The organism is Vibrio sp. DNB22_10_4, assembly GCF_052879755.1.
The window spans coordinates 1824342-1848039 of record NZ_JBNNXW010000001.1; the positions used below are offsets into that span (position 1 = coordinate 1824342).

A 23698-nucleotide genomic window follows, 5' to 3' on the forward strand; every position below is an offset into this window, starting at 1 on the left:
TAAAGTTTACAAAGCTATTAACTAGTGAAAGTAAGATTAATGTCATTCACGAACAAATAGAAAAAATCTCTATGACGCAACATCAATCTAGCCCTTATCCGCTGGGTGCAACACTGGATGAAGCCGGTTGTAACTTTGCTATTCATGCACCCGATTGTGAGGCTATTTATCTCGCTCTCTATGATGACAACGACAAACAAGAGTTGTTCCCACTTTTTAACAATTATGCCGGAATCAAGCATATTCACCTTAGCGGCATAAAAGCCGGGCAACGTTATGGTTTTGTCATAGAATCGTGCGAAGAACGTCAGTACATAGCCGATCCCTACGCAAAAGCATTAGACAAAGCACTGCATTATGTTCCACCATTTTCAGCTGAAAAAAGCTTTAAACTGCCGACTTGCGTGGTCGTTGATGATGCCTTTGACTGGCAACAAGTAAGATCACCCAACATTCCTCGTGAAGAGATGGTGTTATTTGAAACTCATGTAAAAGGGGTTTCTAAACTCAACCCGCAAGTGCCTACTTCAGAGCGTGGCACCTATCTTGGATTGGTCAGTGATGCCATGCTCACATTCTACAAAGAGCAGAACATCAATACCCTTCAGCTACTTCCAATTGCTGCTTGTATGCACGAGCCTCATCTTCTACAAATGGATAAGGTGAACTACTGGGGCTACAACCCTTATGTGTTTATGGCTCCCGATCCACGCTATGCCCACCAAGATGCGGTGGAAGAGCTCAAAACCACCATTCGTGAACTGCATAGAGCAGGTATCGAAGTGATTCTTGATGTGGTCTACAACCACACTGCTGAAGGTGGCGATCAAGGTCCGGTCTTTAACTTAAAAGCTTTAGATTCTAAATTCTACCTTCGCCATGGCGAGTACTTCGCGAACTACACCGGTTGTGGCAACACCGTCGATCTCAATTATCAGCCAGCGCTCAACTTAGTCATGGACACGCTGCGTTACTGGGTACAAGAGTTTAAAGTCGATGGATTCCGCTTCGATTTGGCGGCAACACTGGGTCGTAACGGTGATCACTTTAATCGTGAAGCGGCCTTTTTCCGCGCGGTCGCTCAGGATCCTATTCTCAAGATGACCAAATTGATTGCCGAGCCTTGGGATATCGGGCCAAACGGGTATCAAGTCGGAAACTTCCCATTTGGCTGGAATGAATGTAATGACCGTTTGCGTGATATCACACGTAGCTTCTGGCGTGGCGATCAAGGTTACTTGAAAGAGTTTGCGACGCGTATAATGGGCTCCCGCGATTTGTATAGCGCTGCCAATTGGCCGTATAAGTCGACCGTCAACTACATCACTTATCACGATGGCTTCACCATGCAAGATCTTGTCTCGTACAAGCATAAGCACAACGAAGCCAATGGTGAAAACAACCGAGACGGCCACGGAGACAATCGCTCAAACAACTATGGCGTGGAAGGCGCAACGGACAACCCTGTTGTACTCGCTACTCGTGAGAAGCAAAAACGCAATTTCATGGCTACTTTGCTGTTCTCGTTTGGTATCCCACACATCCTTACTGCAGATGTGCTATCGCATACCCAGCAAGGCAACAACAACGCCTACTGCCAAGACAACGAAATAAGTTGGCTCAATTGGGAAACCAGTGAAGCTAAACAGCATTTCAAACAGTGGCTTTCGGAAATGCTGGCTGCTCGCCAAGAGTATATGGTACCGTTCATCCGCGCCTTTAGCGGTGAAAAACGCAACGACAACCGCATTTTTTGGAGTCGCGTCGACGGCAAATTAATGAGCATGGAAGATTGGAACCGACTAAGCAGTGTCGCTCTGCACATCGGCATTGGTGAAGAGGGTGACGAACTGGTCTATCTCATCAACCAAACCAAAGCTCCGGCTCGTTTCTCTTTGCCGAATGACCGCAATCAAGTTTGGAAAACCATCTGCGATACCCATATCTCAGATGCTGAAGTCGGTCATGCTGAAGGGGAAATCTTGCAAGCGCCTATGTCGATGGCCATTTTGCATTATTCCGCTCAGTCTTAACTGACAACATTGCCACTAGATTGGTCGTTAATCACCCATAAAGAGCTCACTTGTTGAGCTCTTTTTTATTTGAATTGATCTGAGTTATTGATAAACCAATTAAGTCTTTAAAAGCACTCCATAATCAGTGATAGTAATGACGTAGTGTTCAATTTGTTTTATATGTTATGTCGTTACCTAAGCTGTTGCTCCGCCTGTTTAAACCGCTCACTTTTGTGTTGATTGCGGTGCTCATTTATCTCTCCTATCAGCACTATCTGCACTCTCAGTCGCTGGCTAAATCTCAATCTCAAGATAATGTAAAGGTGGCGACAGCCTTAATCTGGTCGCAAATCGAAGCGACTTTTGCAAAGGTAGATCTGTTACAAGAGCAAGTCGGTACAACTAACTTTGCGCCTCTTGCCAACCAAATACTTGCCAACAGTTATTTGTACAAAAGCGTTGCGGTTTATGATCGACGAGCAGATCAATACGCAAACTTTAACGATGACCGGCTCACTACAAACAGCAAACGCAATATTGAGTGGCATACCTTTGATGGGTTTACCAGACAATACGCCGTCTCAACTTTATATCAAAAATCCGATGGGATTTGGGTGTTTGCCATCAAGCAGGTTCAGTATCACAGCCCAATCGAAGTGTGGTTTGAAGTGGATGTTCAGCACACCACGCAATATCTATCGAACCTAAAAACACTGAATAACGGTTATGTCTTTGTCATTGACAGTTTGACGGGGAAATTGGTATTTCATCCCAATCCAAACCGCATTGGTACCTCTTCGATTAGCTATCAAGGTGGGCTAAAGGAGCAGATTGACGCAGGGAGAACACGTGGCAGCTATGACTACTTTTACAATGGCGAGCTAAAGAAAAGCGTTTTCGATGCTCGAAACCCAATTGGCTGGGTCGTCGTGTCCGGTACCAGTCAGACTGATATCCTGTTTACGTCTTACCAGATTTCTTTAACGGCCATCGTCGTATTCGCGCTGCTGTTTTTAATTATATCGGTCAACTACATCACCTTTCAGTTGAACCAAGGGCTGTCTCAACTGACTTTAGCGACAAACATGGCAGCCTTTAAGCAAGACTTGAAACACATCTTTGATCGCTTTACCTACCACGGTGGGGTTCAGTTTTGCTTATATGATGAAAAGGCAAACCAGTTCAATACTATCGATTATCACGGCAATACCAAAGCCAGCTACCAACTCGACAAGTTGCCAGCGTATTTTAAATCCCGTGGCATTAACTACCTTTACAGCAACGAGTATGATCCCCTTGCAAAGCAACTGCAGATAAACGGACGACACTACGCCCTTCCCCTCTATCATCACGATAGCTTGATAGGGGTTATTTATGTCAACAGTGTTTTCTACGCCTTCGAAGGACTCATGCGCGCAATACGTGACTTTTCTGAAGTGGCGTTGGCGAACCTATTGTTAAGCAAACAAGTGGCAATGAACGACCCTCTCACTGGTCTAGAAAACGAGCATCATTTGCGCCAAGAACTGACGAAAGCGAATGATAGTGAATCACTATTTTATGCAGTGGTCGATGTGTGTGGCTTAACTACGATCAATGACCGTTATGGTAGCGATATTGGTGATAAAGCGATCAAGCATGTTGCTAACGTTATAAAAAGAAGTTTCCCGAAACCGCAATCGCGCTGCCTGGCACGCACCAACAATGGTCATTTTGGTTTGCTGTTTAGCGCCAATGACTCTATCGATGCGCAAAGGCAACTCGAATGGTTAAGACAGCTTGTCGAAAAAAGCCCATTAGCCATTGATCAGGATGATATTGGCCAAGCTGACATTGTCAGTACCGTCTCCATAGGGGCGACACCAATAGAGGGATCGGCTGACGGTACACTCAGCCTTGGTCTGAAAAACCTTCAGCAAGCAAAACTTCAAGGGCGAAACTTAGTGTATCTGTCTCCAAGCGAACTTAGAGCCTAAGTCGACCAAACACAAAAAAACCTCGCTGTTGAACGCGAGGTTTCTAATGCTGATGTATCAATTACTTAAACTTATTATTTACGCTTTCTGCTTAAAAGACGCCCAGCATTTCACAAAGATATTTAGCCGCAGGACCTAGGCGTGTATTAGACTTCCAAAGGACATCAGCAGAGTTGAGCATTTCATAACGCTGGAACTCAGGTCTAAAGTCAATCAAGGTGCCCATGGCTTGCTTTTCGACGATGTAGTCTCTAGGTACGATTGCCCAACCAATTCCCTGCTCCACCAGCTTAATCACATCTTCTTGATCATCGGCTTGCCAGATATCTTGTGAGAATGCGCCTTGAGCCTTGAGTACTTTGTTCAGCATCATGCTGCGACAAACGATCTGTCTTTCACCAATCAAGGTTTCATTGCTGACTTGCTGCATATCAGCAAAGATGGAATCTGGGCTGCAAATACACACCCACTCAATGTTGGCAATAGAGATAAAGTCAACGCCTTCAGGCACCGCATCCGCCGCCAAGTTGAAGCCAAGTTCCACATCATCATTAATAATGGCACTCGTCAGATGGTGGGCACTCAAACGTGATACATCCACTTGAGTAAATGGAAAACGCTGCGACATTTTCTCAATCGCCGAATCCAGCAACGAGAATGGCAACAGAGGGTCAATGGCAATTTTCAGCGTATCTTCGACGCTGTCCACACTGGCTTTGGAGTAATTACGGATCCGCTCAGCTTGGCGCAACAACACTTTCGCTTGTGCCAGCATGCGCTCACCTTGCGGGGTAAGCTTAGGATATTTTGTGCTTCTATCGAAAAGCGTAATGCCTAAATCGAGCTCAAGGTTATTCACTCCGATACTTACAGAGCTTTGACTCTTACCAAGATGCCTCGCGGCCGCAGAAAATGAACCTTGCTCTGCCGCAGCGACGAATGCCACTAGCTGTTCAATATTCAGCATACTCAACCCTTTGATTAATTAATTAACAGGCGTACCATCGTAAAACAATAGCACATAAATTGCACCTAAATATAAGCACCACAAATACTCACAACCCACTCATTCACAATGATTATTTGCAAGTATCAGGATGGCGATTAGTACGCAGTTAGAACGCTTCTCCAAATCGAATATAGAAGCTAGTGTTACCCATTTTCGATACCGCAGCATCGACACCTACAGTAAATCGCTCTTTGGCATTAAGTAAATACCTGACACCAATACCTGCTGACGGGATCACTTCTGACTTGACTGAGTTTGCAAATTGGCGGTCTTCATTGCGCACCACAGCGGCTCCAGCAAAGGCGACGCCGCTCCACAAAGTAGAAAACTTGTGGCGATATTCCACTTCAGCTTGATACACTGAGCTGCCTCGATACTTGTTCCAGTCCGCACCGCGTAAATCAGGCGTCACAAACTCATACTCCGGTGCGTCACCCAGCATTTCCTTACCAATCACTCGATATGCTAAGACATCATCACCAATTGGAAAATACTGACTAACCTCAGCATCTAAACGATGAAATGGCTTTCCTGTGCGTTTATCTTTGGAGTAATGAAGTGTGCTCAGATCAACATTGAGACCTTTTGTCGCCCCCATCATGTTATCTCTTGAGTCATAGGTCATAAGAAAGCCAATAGCGTGGTTACTGCCACTCATTTCTTGTTCAAACGCTTTCTTTATCGCTGGATCGGTTTTTTCATTGAGCTCAGCATTGCCGCCGCTCCACAGCCCTTGAACACCGAAATACAGATCATCGACAATTTGCTTACGAACTTCACCGTAGACAAAGTTGGAATAAGACGCGTATTGGGCGGCTTTCGGAAGCTGAGCACCGATACGACCTGTGTACTTAAGGTTTAGACTGAAGTGTCCAGCATAGAATCCTGCACGCCAAGCATCATGGGCGAACACGTGCTCGTGGCCAATGATGGCCATACCGCTGTCTGAATCTGTATATTGACCATAGAACATACTGGTCGATGGATTGGTTGCACCTTCTTCGCGATCGTGAATGTACATCGCGTTTACACCCAGGCCTACGCCCAGCGCATCATCGGTAATTGGAACAGGGAAAGCCGCAAATTTTCTATCTGGGAGCGCTTCTGATTCCTCTTCAGCCTTGGTAGATTCTTCAGGCTTGACTAGGGTTGTTTCCGCCTGAGGCTTCTGCTTTTCAGTGACTGGTGAGTCTTGTGCCATGGCAGGAGACGCCGAACACAGCGCGGCCAAGATCAAGGACAAAGGACGTTTTGACATCTTCAAATGAAATCTCTTTAAGTACAATAGGATTGACTACAATCGCACTGAGATTCCATTCATTTAACCCATCTGCTGTCTTGGGCTATTCAGTGCTCGTTAAACGATTCTCGCTTGGGGGGCGATGCTACTAGATTCAATTTTCATCGCCAAGCCAAACTATTCGATTTGCATATAGAAACCATTAGCAGCCAAGCGATTTAAATTTACGTGGTATTGTCCGGTTTCGTTAGCAATTTTCATCGCCTCACAACTAAGTCACCTGTTGCATTTGAGAGGATATTGGTTTCCTTAACTTAGTTAAATTGCTTTATATTCACAACATAAACAGCGAATTAGCAATTTTTATAAACTAAAAACACAATAAAGCACCGAATAATCCACGCCAATGTCAGTTTTTAAAGAAATTCAACCAACCCGTGCATCACAAGATTGCAAAGTGTCGCTAACCTAGGCAAGCTAGAAACCGAAAACTGAGCTAACCTCAACGTAAACATCTTTAGTTCACTTGAACACACCATGATTCACATATTCTGCTAGGGAAATAATAATGAAAGCATCCAATCTGATTGCTGCTGCGCTACTCGTCGGTTGTAGTAGCCTTGCGATGGCTGACGTGACCATCAAAATACCTGACAATGTTGATCTTCTTTCTGTCAATGCAGGCGACCCAACCACAGACTCAAGCGGTTTTTTCTCATCCGGTGAAACAGCCACGCTACCAGATGGCGTCAATCAAATCGTGTTTAAATATGAACCTTTCTTCGATGTGAATCGCGATGAAAGAAAAGTGATTTCTAGCAAAGCCATCATCGCCCGCTTTGAAGCAACAGATGCTGAATTGACCCTGAATGTCCCAACGTATCGAGACGCTCGCCAAGCGCAGAAAAACATTGATAACTTAGAGTGGTCGCTGACTGATAAGAACGACCAAGTTGTCCCTGTGGTTGAAGACAAACTTATCAAAGATGGTATGCAAATCGGTCGCGACTATAACCGTGAAGCTGATGACTACAACCGCAAAGGCGGTGTAGCAGCACTTACTGTGGCTACAACAGCAGCTGTCGTGACAACAACCGCAGCAGCCACAACAGCGGCGGCTACTACCGCGGCACAGCCAACTACGCTGCCGGCAACCGCTCCAGCCGCTGGTGACAACACAGCGGAAGAAATGCTGATGTTTTGGTACAACAAAGCGGACGCAGAAACCAAAGCGCGCTTTAAAGAATACGTTAGCAAGAACTGATCGCTCAAAAATTACCAAGCCGCTCCTATAGAGCGGCTTTTTCGATCTTAAGAGAACAACTATGAAAAACATCGTATTGCTCGGTGATAGCCTCACGGCTGGCTGGGGTCTTGCTAAAGGTGAAAACTGGTCATGTCAATTGATTAGCGAGTACCCCAACGTTTCATTTACCAACTGTGGTGTACCTGGCGACACGACAACGGGAATGCTGTCTCGATTCAAATCACAGGTACTAGAAGCAAAACCTGACGTTGTTGTGTTATTTGGCGGATTGAACGATCTCAACTGGGGCATCGACATTGGCGTTGTAGCGAGTAACCTAAATAGCATGATTGCTCAGGCTCAGCACCACGGTATTAAGCCGATCCTTGTTGTGACCAGTGCAATTGACCCTGTTGGCGCGCTTCCGATGTTTGGCAACGAGCCAAGCACCGTCGAACGTTTGAGACAGTCAGTAGAGACATTGAGTAGCGTGCACAGCAAAAAGCTTAAAATGATGTACGGTCATGGGGAGACGGGCATTGAAATCGTCGACGCCTACCAAGCGTTTGAAGCACACGCCCAGAAATATGGGTACAGCGACTTGTATCAAAACGACGGGATCCATCTCTCCAAATTGGGTGCAGAGATCATCTTTGATAAGCTCAATTGCCTAATCACAAAAATTTAGTGATTCAAACTAACAACAACGCCCCTACTCCATCGGAATAGGGGCGTTTTCATTGTAAGTCTTCAACTAACGTTAACTATGCCCAGAACGTCACTGCAATTAGGGTCAAGGCACCAATACAAGCAATGTTGAGCAAGATACCTATTCGCATCATCTCTTGCTGCTTAATATAACCTGAAGCGAACACTATTGCGTTTGGTGGTGTAGCAACAGGCAACATAAACGCACATGACGCGGCAACAGCGATCAGCACCGACAAGATCACTGGCGACATACCAAAGGCTTCGGCAACACTGGCGAAGACAGGAATCAGCAGCGCAGCACTGGCTGTATTACTCGCAAACTCTGTTAGGAATACCACGAAAGCAGCAATCACCAAGATAATGAACAGCATACTAAACTGAGAAATCAGTTCGCTAAGCTCATTCGCCAAGAACACGCTAGTCCCTGTCGCTTTCAACACATTACTTAAACAGATACCGCCACCAAACAGCAATAGCACACCCCAGTCAGCGGTTTTCTCAATGTCCTTCCAGTGAACTACACGGGCAAAGTTAACGGCGACAATCGCACCCAATGCCACAATAGTATCGAACTTAGCATAGCCACCTAACATAGCGTTGATTGGCTTACTAAAGATCCAGAAAAACACGGTTAAAGCGAAAATCAGTAAAGTAACGATTTTACCTTTGTCCCAATTCACAGGCTCATGGCTAATCTCAAATTCTCCATCGAGTTTTGGCTTAAGCACAAAAAACAGCACAGCCAACGCTATTGGCAACAGGATAAACGCAGTTGGTAAACCAAATGCCATCCAATCCGTGAATGTCATTCCAATCTCAGCCGCGGCAATCGCGTTGGGAGGGCTACCGACCATAGTCGCGATACCACCTATACTGGCGCTGTAGGCAATACCAAGTAACACAAACACATAAGTGTTGTGACCACTTTCTTCATTCACTTTACTGAGTACACCAAGCACGAGAGGTAACATCATAGCTGCGGTTGCGGTATTACTGATCCACATCGACAGCAATGCAGTCACGCCGAAAAGCATAAACACGGCGACACTCATACGCCCTTTTGCCAAGACCAGCACTTTGTCGGCGACCACCTTGTCTAACCCTTGTCTATGCATAGCGGCAGCTAAAGCAAACCCACCAAGGAACAAGAAAATTATCGAGTTAGCAAAATTATTCAGCGCCGTCTGAGTATCAAAAACATTGAACAATACCGCGATCACAGGCACCAGAACTGCCGTGACCGTCACGTGTAAGGCTTCTGTAAGCCAAAGCACAGCGATAAACGTCAATATACTGATACCAAGTACGACATTGGGTTCAAAAGGTAGGGTCGAGTAGAGGACGTAAAACAGAACAATATCAGCAAGAATGATTAAACTATTGCGGTTAAAAAACCACTCTCGAGTATTGGAGGGTAAGGGGACACTATCATTTCTATTCATTATTATGGCTTCCTTTAGTCAATAGGCGGATGCTCCCTTGAGGGGCTATCTCAAGGTGAACGCCCTAGAAACCACAAACATCACTAAGCTATCGATCACTAAACTAATGATGACTAAGCTACTGAAAGTAGAGAAACTACCGTGAGTTTTAACTCGATGTTGTAATTGTGTTTTGAGATGAAAACCCAACACTCAGCAAAGATGTAAGTGGAACCAGACCATGATCCCACATACCCAACCATTTACATAATACAAACCCATCAATTCGTTAACCACATCAACATTATGGATACATAAGCGTAACCTTGATCAAATCGCTGAGGATTATGACGTTAGCCTGTCAAATGCGGCTTTCGCCTCATCACTATGCATAACTCGACCATGTCCCTGACCCTGCGTTGTGATCAGGGTGACCAACGACATTTCTTCAGCAGCTTTTTGAGACACTGAGTAATTAGTAAATCGGTCTTTTTCATCATGTACGATGATTGTTGGTGTGCTGCGGCGACCTAGCTTGTTGTATGGGTCAATCGAGGTGATCGGGTAGTGATATTGCGATTGAATATCATCAACAACCGCCTCAAAAAGTCGCATTGAATACCCGGAACGCGCCACGCTGCCAAACAGGTTATCGAGATAATCAAGCACAGGTGCGATAAGTAGCAAGGGCTTATCTTGGAGCTTGGCATGCTTACATTCAATCGCCGCTGCCGTACCCATACTATGCCCGACTAAACCCGCCACTTCCTTTTCACTATCGAGCAAGCCTTCCAAACCACCTACAAAGGCGGGGATGTGCCCGTAAGCGCCTTCGCTTTGTCCGTGAGCTGGATGGTCATACGCAAGAGCGGTATAGCCTTTACTCGCAATATGCTCCATAAGTGGAAAGAATTGGCTCGCAGTACCAGACCAACCGTGTGTGAGTAACCAAACGGGTCCAGTTCCCAAACGATACGTCTTCAGCACACCTTCAGAGGTCGTCACTTCCGAAATGCTTAAGCCTTCCGGCTGAGCATTCTTTGGCGTTGAACGCACTGGCGTCAGAAGCAATTTCTTAGCAGTACTTTTAGCATGATTAGGTGCGAGTTTATGGTGAGCTCGAGTGGTCAAGTTGACCATTTTCTTCTTGAAGCTGAATTTTTTTGATGTATTGAAGTAGATTTTATCACTCATGACTGACTGTCCTTTTTATCCTCGTCATCCTCGGATAGTTTTGTTGTTGAGCATCTATTTAGAACGACCGTGCTTTTTTAAGTTAGCGTTTTACCCAGTCTCTCAATCTAAATTGCCGCTCCATTTAAATAGTTGTTCAGATGTAAATCGTTATTCAGGAATCGACCAAGACTTCATAGAGGTGTCAACACTGTTCCAAAATCGCTGACTGCTCTCCTGCTCACCCACCAGCGAGTAGAATACATGTGCACTTAGGTAGTGCCCATAGAGCTCAAACGCGGCTTGTTGCGGATCGAGTGTCGGTCTAAATTCACCACTGTCGACCCCCTTTTGTATTTGGATTGTCAAATAGTGGATCCAGCGATGGATTGCTTTTCTGAGCGCTTGCTGTAGTTCGTCCTGCTGACTGTCGCGCCACGCATCAATAAACATGCAACTCCCTTGAAATGAATGGTTCCAGCTCATCCAATTGTCGATAAGATGCTTAAGCTTTTTCGTTACCATTTCATGCTCGAATTCACGAGCAGGAGAAATCACTCTAGTTTGAAACGTGGCATCCGCATGTTGAACTACGGCAACTTGCAGGTTGACTTTAGAGTTAAAGTGAGCAAACAGACCACTCTTCGACATGTTGCATTGTTTGGCCAGCTCACCGATCGTTAGACTTTCCAGTCCATCTCTGCTCGCAATCTCGAATGCCTTCATCAAAATATGATCTTTTGTTAGCCGACCTTTACCCATAATCACCATCATCAATTCTTCTGCATAGCTTCAATTTAGCACGGTCGTACTATTTTTCAATCTACATTTATTTGTATGACAAGCTATGAAATAATCACTTGGACATTATCCCCTAACAATATGGAAGTAAATCATGGATCTATTGATAGAACAGTTGCTGTTTTCGATTTCAATCACCGGTCCTATTTGCTTACTCATTATTCTTGGTGTTGTTTTCAAACGCATCGGACTTATCAACGATAATTTCATTGAAGTTGCTTCTAAACTCGTCTTTAAAGTTACGCTACCAACTATGCTGTTTCTGAGCATAGTGACGTCAGAACACGATTTCGCCTCAGCTAAGCAATTTCTTACCTTTGGCGTTATCGCTAGCGTCACTTTCTTCCTATTTAGCTACTTCTCCGTGGGCACATTGTTCAAGAAGTCGGCTGATAGAGGCGTGATTATACAAGGGTCGTTCAGAGCCAATACTGGTATCATTGGTATCGCCTATGTCGCCAATGCTTATGGTGAGCGCGGCATTGCTCTAGCCGCATTGTACGTTGCGATTACTACCTTTATCTATAATGTGCAGGCGGTGATTTGCTTAACTCCGAAAGGGGCTGATTCAGGAACATCTGCAGGCAAAATCATGCTCACCACACTCACTAAAAACCCACTCATTATTGCCATCTTGCTGGGTTTGCTGGTGTATCTGCTATCGATTCCAGTCCCGACTATCGTAGTGGACGCGGGAAACTACTTTGCCACTATGACGTTGCCACTTGCGTTGCTGTGCACAGGCGGCTCACTTGATCTTAGCTCAATGAAGAAAGAGCAAGCCCCAACTTGGATCGCCAGTGGCTACAAGTTGGTATTGGCACCGCTTACCGTTACGCTCGCCGCCTATTTGGCCGGATTTCGTAGTCTCGAGCTAGGGATTCTGTTCTTTATGAATGCCTCGCCTGTTGCTGCTGCTAGCTATGTGATGGCACGCTCAATGGGCGGCAACTCGATCCTTGCTGCTAACATCATCGCACTGACTACCGTACTTTCTACCATCACTTGCACCCTAGGCATTCTGGTCCTTTCTTTGTATGGACTGATCTAGTCTCTGCTCAGACTCTTATATAAAACCATCATAGACCAGTGCTAGCCTAACCACGGCTAGCACTATTTTTATATCCCAGTACAATGACTATATAGCTGAAAAGCTCGAATGAGCCTTTGGAGAATAGAATGAATAAACAACAAATCGTCAGTGCCCTAAACAAAGTCCGCGAACAAAAACCGCTGGTAGTGAATATCACCAACTTCGTGGTCATGAACAACACCGCTAACGCATTATTGGCCGTTGGTGCCTCACCAATCATGTCTCACTCAAAACAAGAAATGACTGAGATGATGTCGTTCGCTGGAGCTCTAGTCATTAACATTGGTACGCTAGACAGTGTATGGCGCCCGGGTATGTTCTTCGCTGTTGAGCAGGCTAATGAAAACAACAAGCCTGTGATTCTTGACCCTGTGGGCTGCGGCGCAACGAAACTGCGTACCTCTACGGCTCGTCAATTAGCGGAACTTGCCGACAACTTGATTATTCGCGGCAATGCTTCTGAAATCATCGCAATGGCGGGTGAGAAGTCGCAAAATAAAGGCGTGGACGCCCTCGATGCCAGTGAAGCCGCTCTATCAGCCGCTCGCTCATTGGTAGAAAGCTACGCATGCAGCGTCGTTGTGTCTGGAGAAACGGACTACATCGTGACCAAAGAGCGCACCATTGCACTAAGCAATGGTCATGAGATGATGCCATATGTGACTGGTATGGGCTGCTCACTATCAGCTGTAACTGGCGCGTTTGCTGCCGTTGGTGAAACCAGTGGTGTCGCTGCTGCAGCGATCTTCGCGATTGCCGGTGAAATAGCTGCCGAGAACTCTCAAGGTCCTGGCTCGTTGCAAGTCAATCTACTCGATAGCTTGTATCAGCTAAGTGCGGATGACATCGAGTCTCGCCTTAAATTTCGCGAGTGCTAAACATTCCATGGCAAATAATCCGTACCGCTTATATCTAGTCACCGACGAAAACCAAGACTTGCCCACATTAGTTAGCGTTGTCCGCGAGGCCATCGCGGGCGGGGTTACCATGGTTCAGCTTCGTGAAAAACATCATGATGTGCGTGCTTTCATTGAGAAGGCGAAAGCCGTCAAAGAAGTACTAAATGGTACTGGCGTCCCTCTTATCATCAACGACCGTGTTGATGTTGCTCTTGCTGTTGATGCCGATGGTGTGCACCTTGGGCAAACAGATATGCCTGCACATCTCGCGAGAAAACTGATTGGTTCACAACGTATTTTAGGCTTGTCGATTGAAAGCGAAGCTCAACTAGCAGAGGCTCAATCACTTCCCATCGACTATATCGGCCTAAGTGCGATTTTCGCCACCCCGACCAAAACCAATACAAAGACCCACTGGGGCTTGGAAGGACTGCGCAATACGCTAAGTAAAACGACACTTCCTGTCGTCGCAATCGGGGGTATCAACGACACCAACCTCAAAGACGTCGCAGCGACTGGTGCACATGGTGTTGCATTGGTTTCGGCCATTTGTCATGCGGAAAGCCCCAAACAAGCAGCTACAGACATGCTTGCCATTATGGATACTTCATCGAATTAGGAGAGATAAATAAGGTGACCAGCCACAACAAACTTTCAACATCAGCGCTGGCTAAACAGCGTCAAATCGAGCCAAAATCTCTGTTTAACGAGCTAAAGCAGCTTGGCTACATTACCTGGCACGACGAACAGTGGATACTCACCGATGTCGGCGCTCGATTTGGTGGGGATTACGTTGAGAGCGAAAAGTATGGTCGCTTTATTGTCTGGCCAACCAACTTAGTGTTAGATGACACACTCCGCAGCGACAAGCACCTAACCGCAACACAACTTGGTGAACGTCTAGGTCTAGCGGCCAAGAAAATCAATCTACTACTCAGTGAACTTGGCTGGTTGCAACGTCAAGACACTGACTGGATAGCAACACTACAGGGTGTACGCGCTGGCGCCCAAGCTCGCACCGATAAAAGCAACCATCATAAGTTTGTGGTCTGGCACTCAAGTGTGTTGAGAAACCACAGACTTAAGCAGAGTGTTTTAGAGTTTAAAGGCGCAGATGCAGAAGCCCATTCAACCGAAAAGTCGTTTTCAAGCTTCCGCCAAAAGTTTACAGCAAAGCATCGCACACTCGATGGCCACTATGTCCAGTCTAAAGGCGAGTTACTGATCGATAACTGGTTGTACATGGCAGGGGTCGTTCACGCTTACCAGAGGCAATTGCCCATTGAGCAAGACGTGGTCAGCGATTTCTATCTACCCACAGGTAAAGTGTATCTTCAATATTGGGGCTCAGATTCAGGGCCAATTGAGAGTAAAACGGTAGAGGCAACTCGCACTTTATATCAGCAGCATGATTTACCACTGATTGAAGTCTTTCCGGAAGAGATTGAGCAACTGGACAGCATTTTGCCAAAAAAACTCAAACCCTTTGGAATCAAAGCCTATTAGCCACCGCTTTATTGTCAGAAGAGGCACAAACAGTCTTGGTGTCCATGTTTACCAGCAATCATATATGGTGTGATCGCCACTGCGGCCACTTCGCTCACAGCTTGCTGTGACGAGTGTGAGTCCTGACGCTGGGGTGGCTGTTTTTTCGCCACCATTTGTGGCACTGTCGTGGTCAACTTATGCGTAGTCGAGCGAATAAACGCATCGCGATAACTAGGTAGTAGACGCAGAGCAAGGAGATCTTGTTTGGCGTTTTCGAATGACTGATATGGCCCGACCAAACAGCGATCACCGCCCACATCAGGCTTCAACCAAATAGGCTGGTTGACAGTGTCTTGTAATTGACTAGGCGCCGTGCGTAAGCTGCCAGGTTTAACAAAGCCACACTGTATCCAAAATGACTGCTCTTTATGCGATGGGGCTTTTTGTCCCCACACACCTTTACCGATTGGGCATTCACTCTCCAAAATAGGTAACGTTGACTCAGAGCGACTGCCACTGTCACACACCATTGCCGCGTGAACAGGCAAAACCACCAACATATGTAAACCCGATAACAACATAGTCACCATCATTGCGAACCCTGTTTTCATGCTCCCTCCTGACGTCCTGTCAATCACTCAAGCTTGATATCTGCTCACTATTTAGCCTAGGCGTTAATGAACTTAAGTCAAAACTTGGAGTTATGAAGAAAATTCAGCGAAGCGACGCACAAAAAAATGGCCACATCAGTTGAGCAGATCTGCGTCAGCTCACAACGTAATTGTTGAAAAACCATTAAAATACCGTATCGCATTTGTTAGCGCCTGATTTCATCTAAGCTTTTGAAGGATCAAAACATGAAGAAAATAAGTCGGTGGCCAACCTTTTTACTCCCCCTTTTATTTGCCACCTCTAGTTTCGCTTCTCCCAGTGCATCGTCTGATGCGTTTAATTTCACTCAATCTACCGTCGGTTATGCCTCGTTATTGATTTTTGGCATCGCCTACACCTTAGTGATGATGGAGGAATACCTAAAACTGAGAAAATCCAAGCCTGTCCTGCTCGCCGCAGGTTTGATTTGGATACTCATTGGCTTCGTCTACAAAGACATTGGCCAGCTCGAAATCGCCAAATCCGCTCTGGAGCACAACCTGCTGGAATACGCTGAGTTGCTACTGTTTCTGCTTGTCGCCATGACCTATATATCGGCGATGGAAGAGCGGCGTCTGTTCGATGCGTTGCAGTCTTGGATGGTGGGCAAAGGGTTTGATTTTCGCACGCTATTTTGGCTAACCGGTATTCTGTCTTTCTTCATTTCGCCGATTGCCGACAACCTCACCACCGCACTTTTGATGTGCGCTGTGGTACTTAAAGTGGGCGGCAGCAACCTTAAGTTTGTCAACATTGCCTGTATTAACATCGTTATGGCAGCGAACGCCGGCGGGGCGTTTAGTCCTTTCGGAGACATCACCACTTTAATGGTCTGGCAAGCGGGTCATGTGTCATTCTCTGAGTTCATGCCACTGTTTGTGCCTTCCGTGGTGAACTACATTGTGCCTGCGCTAATCATGTCGCTGTTTGTCCCTAAAACCCAACCCGATGCCGTACATGCTCACGTCGAGCTTAAGCGCGGCGCGTTTCGGATTGTTGGTCTGTTTATCCTAACCATTGCAACCGCTGTAGCGTTCCACGCGGTCTTCCACTTCCCTCCCGTGATGGGGATGATGATGGGGCTTGCCTATTTGCAATTCTTTGGTTTCTTCCTTCGCAAAACGCTTCCTCGTTCTATCGCGAAGAAAAAAGCTGTCGCTATTGCCAATAACGACGAAACGGCGCTTAAACGCCTCGGCTCAATCGTGCCATTCGACGTATTTAGGCGTGTCTCCCACGCAGAATGGGATACTTTACTGTTCTTCTACGGGGTAGTGATGTGTGTAGGCGGCCTAAGCCTACTGGGCTATTTAAGCGTCGTCTCGGAGATCATGTACACCCAATGGGATCCTATTTGGGCCAATGTGATGGTGGGTATTTTGTCTGCTATCGTCGACAACATCCCAGTGATGTTTGCCGTACTTACCATGAATCCAGAACTCTCTATGGGTAACTGGTTATTGGTCACGCTTACCGCAGGTGTTGGGGGCAGTTTGCTGTCTGTTGGTTCAGCCGCAGGTGTGGCACTTATGGGGGCTGCGCATGGTAAATACACCTTCTTCGGCCATCTCAAATGGATGCCGGTGATCGCCATTGGTTATGCCGCTAGTATCTTTGTCCACCTTTCAATGAATGGCAGCTTATTCTAGCCACCATTCGTGAATAAGATGTCTAATAACAACACTTAAGCCCCTAACTGAAGGGGCTTATTTTTGCCTGAAGACCCAAATAGGGCCAATGAGAAGGAATTGGATGTCATCGAAAAAAGAAGGCTTTTTTCCCTCAATTTTGTGCCCAACGAATTGCATGATCCACAGCACCACAAACAAGCCTATCGACAAGCTGAGAATCGATACGCCAAACATATCGGCAAATGTGATGACGGCTAAGCAAGCTAGAGTAAACAGCAGCATTTGAATAAACACCGAGCGCGACAACCTAAAGTAAAAAAACATCACTGGAAGCATCACGAGCCAAACCCAGTTAATGGAAACACTACCTAGGGATAAATGAGGAATGCACCATATGAGTCCAACGATAGATAAATAGATACCGGGCACGGCAACTTTATGTATTTTTCTGTTGGTACTGTTCTGATGACTTTCTCCGTATGCATCTAACCATTGCTGTAACGACTTCATTTTACTTCCTTGTTGTTTGTAACAGTTGTTTTCGATTGGTGTTAAAACTCTAGACCAAAATCTGCAACTCTTCCTCCCTTCCTCAGGCTCTTAACATTACTCACTAGACTACCTCCTGGTATTTACCTAACGCATATCAGTAATGAGAATTCATGATTTCAAAATATAATAGCGACGCTCTACTATAGCCACAGACCCAAGGAATGAAGTCGACACCCTGCTTGAGCTTAATCACTGCAAGCACTTCAAACTTGAAATAAGGCGATCTCAGATGAAAAAACTGACTATTTTGGCAACGATTACTGCTTCTCTATTTGCAACGACAACCTTGGCACATGATCTTGGTGATCACCTGCCTAAAAAAGGGCAACCAACCGCACTTCAAATCGAGAATGGCGGCGCCACAAATGTCACCAAAGACAATTTCATTGCTGCTGAGTCAGACAAATACTTCTTCGAACAGCAAACGAAGTCTGGTATCAACCACTTCACGCATGATCGACAACTTCTGACCATGGAGACACAAACGGTCGTTAGACAAAACCGCGATACTCTCTATTCCAAATCAATTTGGGACACTATGGGCGGCGTAACGTTTGAGTTACCTATCCTAGACAGTTATCAGGCGCTCCAGGTCATTGACGAGCAGCACCGAACCGTAGCGGTATTGTACGCTGCCAAAGGTCAAAACAAGGTGACCATAACGCCTGACATGCTCTCTTCAGGTCAGCACGTTTGGGTTATTGCACGCACTCAAGTCGCATCCAACGCACCCGCCGACATTCAAGAAGGCAATCGCAAGCAAGACATGATCAAGGGAACCGCTTCTTCTGCTGAGCGTTACGCACCAAAAGGCTTCGATCAGTTTGATCGAGAGAAGGTACGCTTAGCGCTTGAAGCAAACGTGCTTCAATTGGACTTTACCAAAGCGATGGGTGCCCCTGAAGGCAAAACGCTAAAACCTGAGCAGCATCTTGAGCCACGTAAGGTTGAGCAGTTCCATGCTCTCGGTCTGACTTCAATGGGCTTTGGCGGATTGCCGAGTGAGCATGCCTACTACAAAGTTTTATTGGCGCAAGACCGCTCAGGTGAGTGTCAAACCATGAACTTTGATGCGCCGCCGCTAGGTGAAAATGGCTTTTTCTCTATCACAACCTATGGCGCTGATGCGTATGTGCACACTGAAGAGTTTGCTTTATCGAGCCGAAAAGATGAGCTTAAGGCAAATAAAGATGGCACTTATACGGTGAACTTTAACTGTGGTGAACAAGCGATCAACAATATCGATGTGGAAAAAGGCTGGACCGGTATCCTGCGTATGTACAAACCGAATTCAGACAAACAAATCGTCAACTATGCGAAAGAAGTTGAGCAGCCACACGGCTAATCACTAGCTCCATACCAACGCAGTTCGACAGATGTTGAACTGCATTGATTTACAATGTAAATACTTGATACCGCAACATCAAAGAATAGCTACACTTTCCAAAATTTAACCTATCATTCAATAAACTATGTTTGGCGGTTTACCCACCGAAGCTCGCGTAACCTTTTATCGACCATGGTCTAGTTACTGAGCTAAGCTTGGGTCGCTATGATCGTTCCCTAGTATGGCCTGTCGATTTATCTTGGCGCAGTGGACTTGGTACTGCTGGCACTTGGTTTATCGAACAAATATTAGAACAGGAGGACTAAATGCTAGACCAGAATAACACCCAGCTAATGATCATCGACGTGCAAGGAAAGCTGGCTCAGTTAATGCACGACAAAGAGACACTATTTAGTAACCTCAACACGCTAACCAAGGCGGCTAAGCTCATGGCGCTGCCAATCGTGTGGGTTGAACAAATTCCGGATAAGCTCGGTGCGACGATTGACGAAATCAGCCTAGAGCTTACGCACCAGCGACCAATTGCAAAAGAGGTATTCAGTGCTTGGGGAGAAGAAGCCGTGCGCACTGCCACCGAGAATCACAACCGAAAACAAGTGCTATTGGTCGGCATCGAAGCCCATATTTGTGTGCATCAAACCGCCTGTGAACTGATTGAAGCGGGCTATGAAGTACATCTTGTTACTGATGCTGTCTCCTCCAGAACGCCTGCGAACAAAAAACTTGCCCTCAAGCGCTTAACTCAAGAGGGTGCAATTCTCACCTCGACAGAGATGGCACTGTTTGAACTACAAAAAGTCGCGCGGGGTGACCAGTTTAAATCCCTTCTTAAACTCATCAAGTAGTCTTGAGCTCATACCGCAGTTTGGTTGAGTAACCGCAAACCCGTTACTCAACCAAGGAATAGTAGAGCTCAGCTAACACCTTCACTTTATCTGGTATCGCCTCTATTGGGGCGTTACCAAAACCGAGAACAATGGAGCCATAATTACGCGGCTTCGCTAACGGTTGATAAAACTGCATAGGTCTCACCACCATACCCACCTCTTTTGCCATTTCAGACAGTGTTATTTCATCAACAGAACTTTGCCATTGAATAGTGACGTGCAGCCCTGCCCCTTGTGAAACCAATCGCCAGTCTTGGCCAAATGCATCTTGTATACACTGCTTCATGACTCGGTACTTATGCTCATAGAGTCGACGCATCTTGCGGATATGTCTAAGTAGCCCGCCTTCATCAATAAAGTCAGCCAACGCCGCTTGCACCAGTGCGGGTGTGTCGCCTGATAATGCATCTTTAATTTCTAAACAAAGCGGTACTAGATGAGGAGGAACGACCATGTAACCTATCCGCAAAGAGTTAAACATCACCTTACTCATCGAACCAATATAGATCATTTTGTCCGCGTTGCCGCTCTCTGCAGCTAGGCCTTGCATACTGCGGAACGGGCGACTATCAAACTGAAACTCACTGTCATAATCATCTTCAATGATCCATGACTGATTCTGCTGAGCCCACTCAATCAATTGCAAACGTTGCTCAGTTTGCATCGAGCAACCCATGGGATATTGATTGCTCGGGGTAAGATAAATGCCGCTCGATTCACTGTTCACTATGCGCTGAATGTCCACCCCTGTTCCAGCATCTACATCGACAAAATCGTAATCGACTGCAAATGTATCCAACACTTTCACCACTTGACGGTAACCAGGAAGCTCCACCAAAAAACGTTGATGAGGCTTGAACTTCTGAGTGGCGAGCAACGCAATGGCAATCGACTGTTGAGCACCTGAGGTCACTATGATCTGATCCGGATTACAAACCACGCTACGACTACTCGTAAGGTATCGATGAAGTGCCTCTCGCAAGCTCACCAATCCCTGTAAATCTTGGTTCCCAAGCAATGTACTACGGTTACTGTGACGCTGCAGTAATCGACTCCAAGCCGTCATAGGAAAGGCTGAAAACTCAGCAACACCTGGGGCAAACAATCCATTATTTGGCGTATCATCCGTTCCACGTTCTGCTGTCACCTGCACCTGATCTGATGCCATGTATTGCTCCGGCAATGACAGTGCCACATAGAATCCACTGTTTGCTTTGGCATTCAAGTAACCCTCAGCAACCAGCTGCTCATAAGTCTGTATCACTGTATTTCGACTGATCTTAAGCTGAGATGCCAGCAATCGCGTGGATGGGAGCTTGGCACTCGATGGCCAAAATCCTTTAAGAATGCGCGTACGGATCTGCTGAAACAGAACCTGCTGCAAAGTCACTTTGCCAGATGCTATAGCTTCAAGGTCAATAGAGAGGTCACTCGAATCGATTACGCTCAAACTGGATCCACCATTTTTAATATTTTGGATCTAAACAGAGTACCAAAACTTTCCTAATCTAGCTGCAACAGATGAATAAGGAGGTCATGCCATGCTGTCACAAACAGAGCGAACACAAATCAAAAAAGGGACTCACAAGGCCGTATTAGAGACCCAAGCACTTTACGATATTATCGACGAAGCACTCATCGCACATATCGCTATAAACGATACCAATGGGCCAATCATCATTCCCATGCTGGCTTGGCGAGTCGAGAACAAAGTGTATATACACGGTGCTAAGAACAGCCGCCTGTTACGAGTGCTAAAGTCTGGGCAGAAGACCTGCCTTACTTTTACACTGTTTGATGGATGGGTATTAGCACGTTCCGCTTTTCATCACAGTGCTCACTATCGAAGTGCCGTCGTGTTCGGTGAGTTTGTCACCGTCGATAACAATCAGGACAAAGATCGGCTTTTGAATCACTTTATCGAGCATATTGCCCCAGGAAGAACCGAGCAAATCCGGCTGAGCAATCAAAAAGAATTGGCTGCGACCGAACTGCTGGCTATCGAACTCAATGAAGCATCAGTCAAAGTCGGCTGCCATGGTGTCAATGACGACAAAGCCGACCTCGATATCCCAGTTTGGGCTGGCGTGCTTCCGTACCGGACTGTCGTCGGTCCGCTTGAACCATGCGACGATCTTGCTGAGTGTATCGACACACCAGACTACTCGTCTGCTTATGGAAGTCGTTGGCATAGCACTTAACTGGTGAGCTCAATCATGGAAGTGGCATGAGGGAGCTGTAAGAAAACGCCAAACAACGTTAAACGGAGCAAAAGCAAAAGGGTGTAAAAATTACGATCAACCACAAATTGTTGCAAAATACTTGCACCCATACAGCAAATTATTGATGCCAAACACGCCAGTTAAACCAATAAATGCTAGTGTGAAGAGGTTTCGTTTCTAGTGAGAAAACATCTCTTCATACTATGCAGCAAGTTACTAATAAATCAGAAAAAATCACCAGCTTTGAGTTTGCTAGGGTCATCGCTCTACTGGCCGTTATTTCCATTCATGGTCAATTATTCATGGACTATGGCTATATCGGTGAAGAGCCTTGGCTTAACTTCATCACCAACCAAGCCGCTCGATTTGCCGTACCGTTGTTTTTTGTTATCGCCGGCTATCTTATCTACCCAAAACTCAACGCAAGTCCCTACACAACAGCGAAAAACTACAGCACGCCATTGATGATTATCTGGTTTATATGGAGCCTCATTTGTCTTGCGCTACCTTTTAACTTAGGTGTCGTAGCGGAGCACGGTTACTTAGCAGAGCGCACCGGCTACTGGGGTTACCTAATGCAAGCACCACTCAACTCTCTGTTTGAGGGTGGCTTAGTACACTTATGGTTTATCCCATCACTGGTGATCGCAGTCTTCATGATTGCGTGGTTTGTCGACAACAAGTGCCGTTCGTTAATGCTCCCATTTGCAGTCATTTTCTATATCTACGGCTTAGCCGCGGGCAGTTATAATGTGCTCACCGAGATGGAAACCCCAATTTTTACTCGCAATGGTCCTTTCTTTAGCTTCCTTATGGTTGCTATTGGTTTTGAAGCTCGCCGCCATCAATGGAGAATGAGCGCAGGAAAAGCTCTGCTCCTCGCCGCGGCTGGGATGGCGATACATTTTGCAGAAGCAAACTACCTACACGGACATGGCCAAGTATTTAATCTCAATGATTTTTTACTCGGTACCTCAATATGGGGAGCGGGACTGATGTTTTTCTTACTCGCTAAACCGAACTTAGGAAAACACCCTATTTGGCTGTCCCTCGGTAAATGGGTATTGCCGATTTACGTGATACACCTATTGGTCACTATCTACATGACCAACATCGTCGCTATTTTAGGTGTAGAAACGGTTGCCGCAGACGCCATTGTGTTCTTTGGCACTATTATTGGCTCTGTCATCTTGATGTTTATTATTGAGAAAACACCGCTATCGTTTGCCAATCTGCGTCGCATTAAGTTCGGTAAAAACAAAGCAGCTTGTCGTGAGGCGTAATACCTGTTAGAAAGGTGCCGATCACAGGCACCTCAAACGTACCAGGTATTAC

At 46.1% G+C, this 23698-nt stretch carries 21 protein-coding genes; 13 read left to right on the forward strand and 8 right to left on the reverse strand.

Features of this window, described 5'->3' with window-relative positions:
- The first annotated feature begins 71 nt into the window (after positions 1 to 71).
- Positions 72 to 2033 (forward strand): glycogen debranching protein GlgX, encoded by a 1962-nt coding sequence (gene glgX, locus ACVA6Q_RS07845; protein ID WP_353498812.1) that lies wholly within the window; start codon positions 72 to 74, stop codon positions 2031 to 2033.
- A gap of 167 nt (positions 2034 to 2200) precedes the next feature.
- Positions 2201 to 3991: a sensor domain-containing diguanylate cyclase gene (locus tag ACVA6Q_RS07850; RefSeq protein WP_446647129.1), complete on the forward strand. Its 1791-nt coding sequence runs from the start codon at positions 2201 to 2203 to the stop codon at positions 3989 to 3991.
- 91 nt (positions 3992 to 4082) lie between these two features.
- Here ACVA6Q_RS07850 and ACVA6Q_RS07855 read toward each other — a convergent pair whose 3' ends face one another.
- Together ACVA6Q_RS07855 and ACVA6Q_RS07860 are read right to left on the reverse strand one after the other, a co-directional pair.
- On the reverse strand, positions 4083 to 4958 hold the full coding sequence (locus ACVA6Q_RS07855; protein ID WP_042500572.1) for a LysR family transcriptional regulator: 876 nt from the start codon (positions 4956 to 4958) through the stop codon (positions 4083 to 4085).
- 148 nt (positions 4959 to 5106) lie between these two features.
- On the reverse strand, positions 5107 to 6264 hold the full coding sequence (locus ACVA6Q_RS07860; protein WP_446647130.1) for a hypothetical protein: 1158 nt from the start codon (positions 6262 to 6264) through the stop codon (positions 5107 to 5109).
- A gap of 544 nt (positions 6265 to 6808) precedes the next feature.
- Here ACVA6Q_RS07860 and ACVA6Q_RS07865 point away from each other — a divergent pair.
- Together ACVA6Q_RS07865 and ACVA6Q_RS07870 are read left to right on the forward strand one after the other, a co-directional pair.
- Positions 6809 to 7504, forward strand: a complete 696-nt coding sequence (locus tag ACVA6Q_RS07865) for a DUF2057 family protein (protein ID WP_446647131.1) — start codon at positions 6809 to 6811, stop codon at positions 7502 to 7504.
- Between the two features lie 61 nt (positions 7505 to 7565).
- Positions 7566 to 8174: a GDSL-type esterase/lipase family protein gene (locus ACVA6Q_RS07870; RefSeq protein WP_353498808.1), complete on the forward strand. Its 609-nt coding sequence runs from the start codon at positions 7566 to 7568 to the stop codon at positions 8172 to 8174.
- A gap of 76 nt (positions 8175 to 8250) precedes the next feature.
- Here ACVA6Q_RS07870 and ACVA6Q_RS07875 read toward each other — a convergent pair whose 3' ends face one another.
- The 3 genes from ACVA6Q_RS07875 to ACVA6Q_RS07885 all read right to left on the reverse strand — a co-directional run bounded on the left by ACVA6Q_RS07875 (position 8251) and on the right by ACVA6Q_RS07885 (position 11553).
- Entirely contained in the window at positions 8251 to 9639 is a 1389-nt protein-coding gene (locus tag ACVA6Q_RS07875; protein ID WP_353498807.1) for an SLC13 family permease, read from the reverse strand.
- 324 nt (positions 9640 to 9963) lie between these two features.
- Positions 9964 to 10812, reverse strand: coding sequence for an alpha/beta hydrolase (locus ACVA6Q_RS07880; RefSeq protein WP_418642621.1), 849 nt, complete (start codon positions 10810 to 10812; stop codon positions 9964 to 9966).
- Between the two features lie 150 nt (positions 10813 to 10962).
- Positions 10963 to 11553: a TetR/AcrR family transcriptional regulator gene (locus ACVA6Q_RS07885; RefSeq protein WP_446647201.1), complete on the reverse strand. Its 591-nt coding sequence runs from the start codon at positions 11551 to 11553 to the stop codon at positions 10963 to 10965.
- A gap of 133 nt (positions 11554 to 11686) precedes the next feature.
- On the opposite strand from ACVA6Q_RS07885, the gene ACVA6Q_RS07890 reads away from it, so the two are divergent.
- The 4 genes from ACVA6Q_RS07890 to ACVA6Q_RS07905 all read left to right on the forward strand — a co-directional run bounded on the left by ACVA6Q_RS07890 (position 11687) and on the right by ACVA6Q_RS07905 (position 15090).
- Positions 11687 to 12643, forward strand: coding sequence for an AEC family transporter (locus tag ACVA6Q_RS07890; protein ID WP_446647132.1), 957 nt, complete (start codon positions 11687 to 11689; stop codon positions 12641 to 12643).
- A gap of 128 nt (positions 12644 to 12771) precedes the next feature.
- The gene (thiM, locus tag ACVA6Q_RS07895) at positions 12772 to 13563 is read left to right on the forward strand and encodes a hydroxyethylthiazole kinase (RefSeq protein WP_418642623.1); all 792 of its coding nucleotides are present in this window, start codon (positions 12772 to 12774) and stop codon (positions 13561 to 13563) included.
- 7 nt (positions 13564 to 13570) lie between these two features.
- The gene (thiE, locus tag ACVA6Q_RS07900) at positions 13571 to 14203 is read left to right on the forward strand and encodes a thiamine phosphate synthase (RefSeq protein ID WP_446647133.1); all 633 of its coding nucleotides are present in this window, start codon (positions 13571 to 13573) and stop codon (positions 14201 to 14203) included.
- 14 nt (positions 14204 to 14217) lie between these two features.
- Entirely contained in the window at positions 14218 to 15090 is an 873-nt protein-coding gene (locus ACVA6Q_RS07905) for a glycerol kinase (RefSeq protein ID WP_446647134.1), read from the forward strand.
- Between the two features lie 14 nt (positions 15091 to 15104).
- On the opposite strand, the gene ACVA6Q_RS07910 is transcribed toward ACVA6Q_RS07905, so the two are convergent.
- The gene (locus ACVA6Q_RS07910) at positions 15105 to 15683 is read right to left on the reverse strand and encodes an SPOR domain-containing protein (protein WP_446647135.1); all 579 of its coding nucleotides are present in this window, start codon (positions 15681 to 15683) and stop codon (positions 15105 to 15107) included.
- Positions 15684 to 15929: 246 nt separating this feature from the next.
- Here ACVA6Q_RS07910 and nhaD point away from each other — a divergent pair, with 246 nt between their 5' ends.
- Complete coding sequence (gene nhaD / locus ACVA6Q_RS07915; RefSeq protein WP_353498799.1) at positions 15930 to 17372, forward strand: sodium:proton antiporter NhaD; 1443 nt, start codon at positions 15930 to 15932, stop codon at positions 17370 to 17372.
- A gap of 57 nt (positions 17373 to 17429) precedes the next feature.
- Here the strand turns inward: nhaD and ACVA6Q_RS07920 are convergent, their stop codons facing one another.
- Positions 17430 to 17864 (reverse strand): Mpo1 family 2-hydroxy fatty acid dioxygenase, encoded by a 435-nt coding sequence (locus ACVA6Q_RS07920; protein WP_418642626.1) that lies wholly within the window; start codon positions 17862 to 17864, stop codon positions 17430 to 17432.
- Between the two features lie 271 nt (positions 17865 to 18135).
- Between ACVA6Q_RS07920 and ACVA6Q_RS07925 the strand changes: the two genes are divergently transcribed.
- Positions 18136 to 19251: a DUF1254 domain-containing protein gene (locus tag ACVA6Q_RS07925; protein WP_446647136.1), complete on the forward strand. Its 1116-nt coding sequence runs from the start codon at positions 18136 to 18138 to the stop codon at positions 19249 to 19251.
- A 308-nt stretch (positions 19252 to 19559) separates the two neighbouring features.
- Complete coding sequence (locus ACVA6Q_RS07930) at positions 19560 to 20099, forward strand: hydrolase (protein ID WP_446647137.1); 540 nt, start codon at positions 19560 to 19562, stop codon at positions 20097 to 20099.
- 43 nt (positions 20100 to 20142) lie between these two features.
- Here ACVA6Q_RS07930 and pdxR read toward each other — a convergent pair whose 3' ends face one another.
- Positions 20143 to 21591: a MocR-like pyridoxine biosynthesis transcription factor PdxR gene (gene pdxR, locus ACVA6Q_RS07935; RefSeq protein ID WP_446647138.1), complete on the reverse strand. Its 1449-nt coding sequence runs from the start codon at positions 21589 to 21591 to the stop codon at positions 20143 to 20145.
- A gap of 91 nt (positions 21592 to 21682) precedes the next feature.
- On the opposite strand from pdxR, the gene ACVA6Q_RS07940 reads away from it, so the two are divergent.
- Together ACVA6Q_RS07940 and ACVA6Q_RS07945 are read left to right on the forward strand one after the other, a co-directional pair.
- On the forward strand, positions 21683 to 22342 hold the full coding sequence (locus ACVA6Q_RS07940) for a pyridoxamine 5'-phosphate oxidase family protein (RefSeq protein ID WP_446647139.1): 660 nt from the start codon (positions 21683 to 21685) through the stop codon (positions 22340 to 22342).
- A gap of 224 nt (positions 22343 to 22566) precedes the next feature.
- The gene (locus tag ACVA6Q_RS07945) at positions 22567 to 23646 is read left to right on the forward strand and encodes an acyltransferase (protein ID WP_446647140.1); all 1080 of its coding nucleotides are present in this window, start codon (positions 22567 to 22569) and stop codon (positions 23644 to 23646) included.
- Positions 23647 to 23698 lie beyond the last annotated feature (52 nt).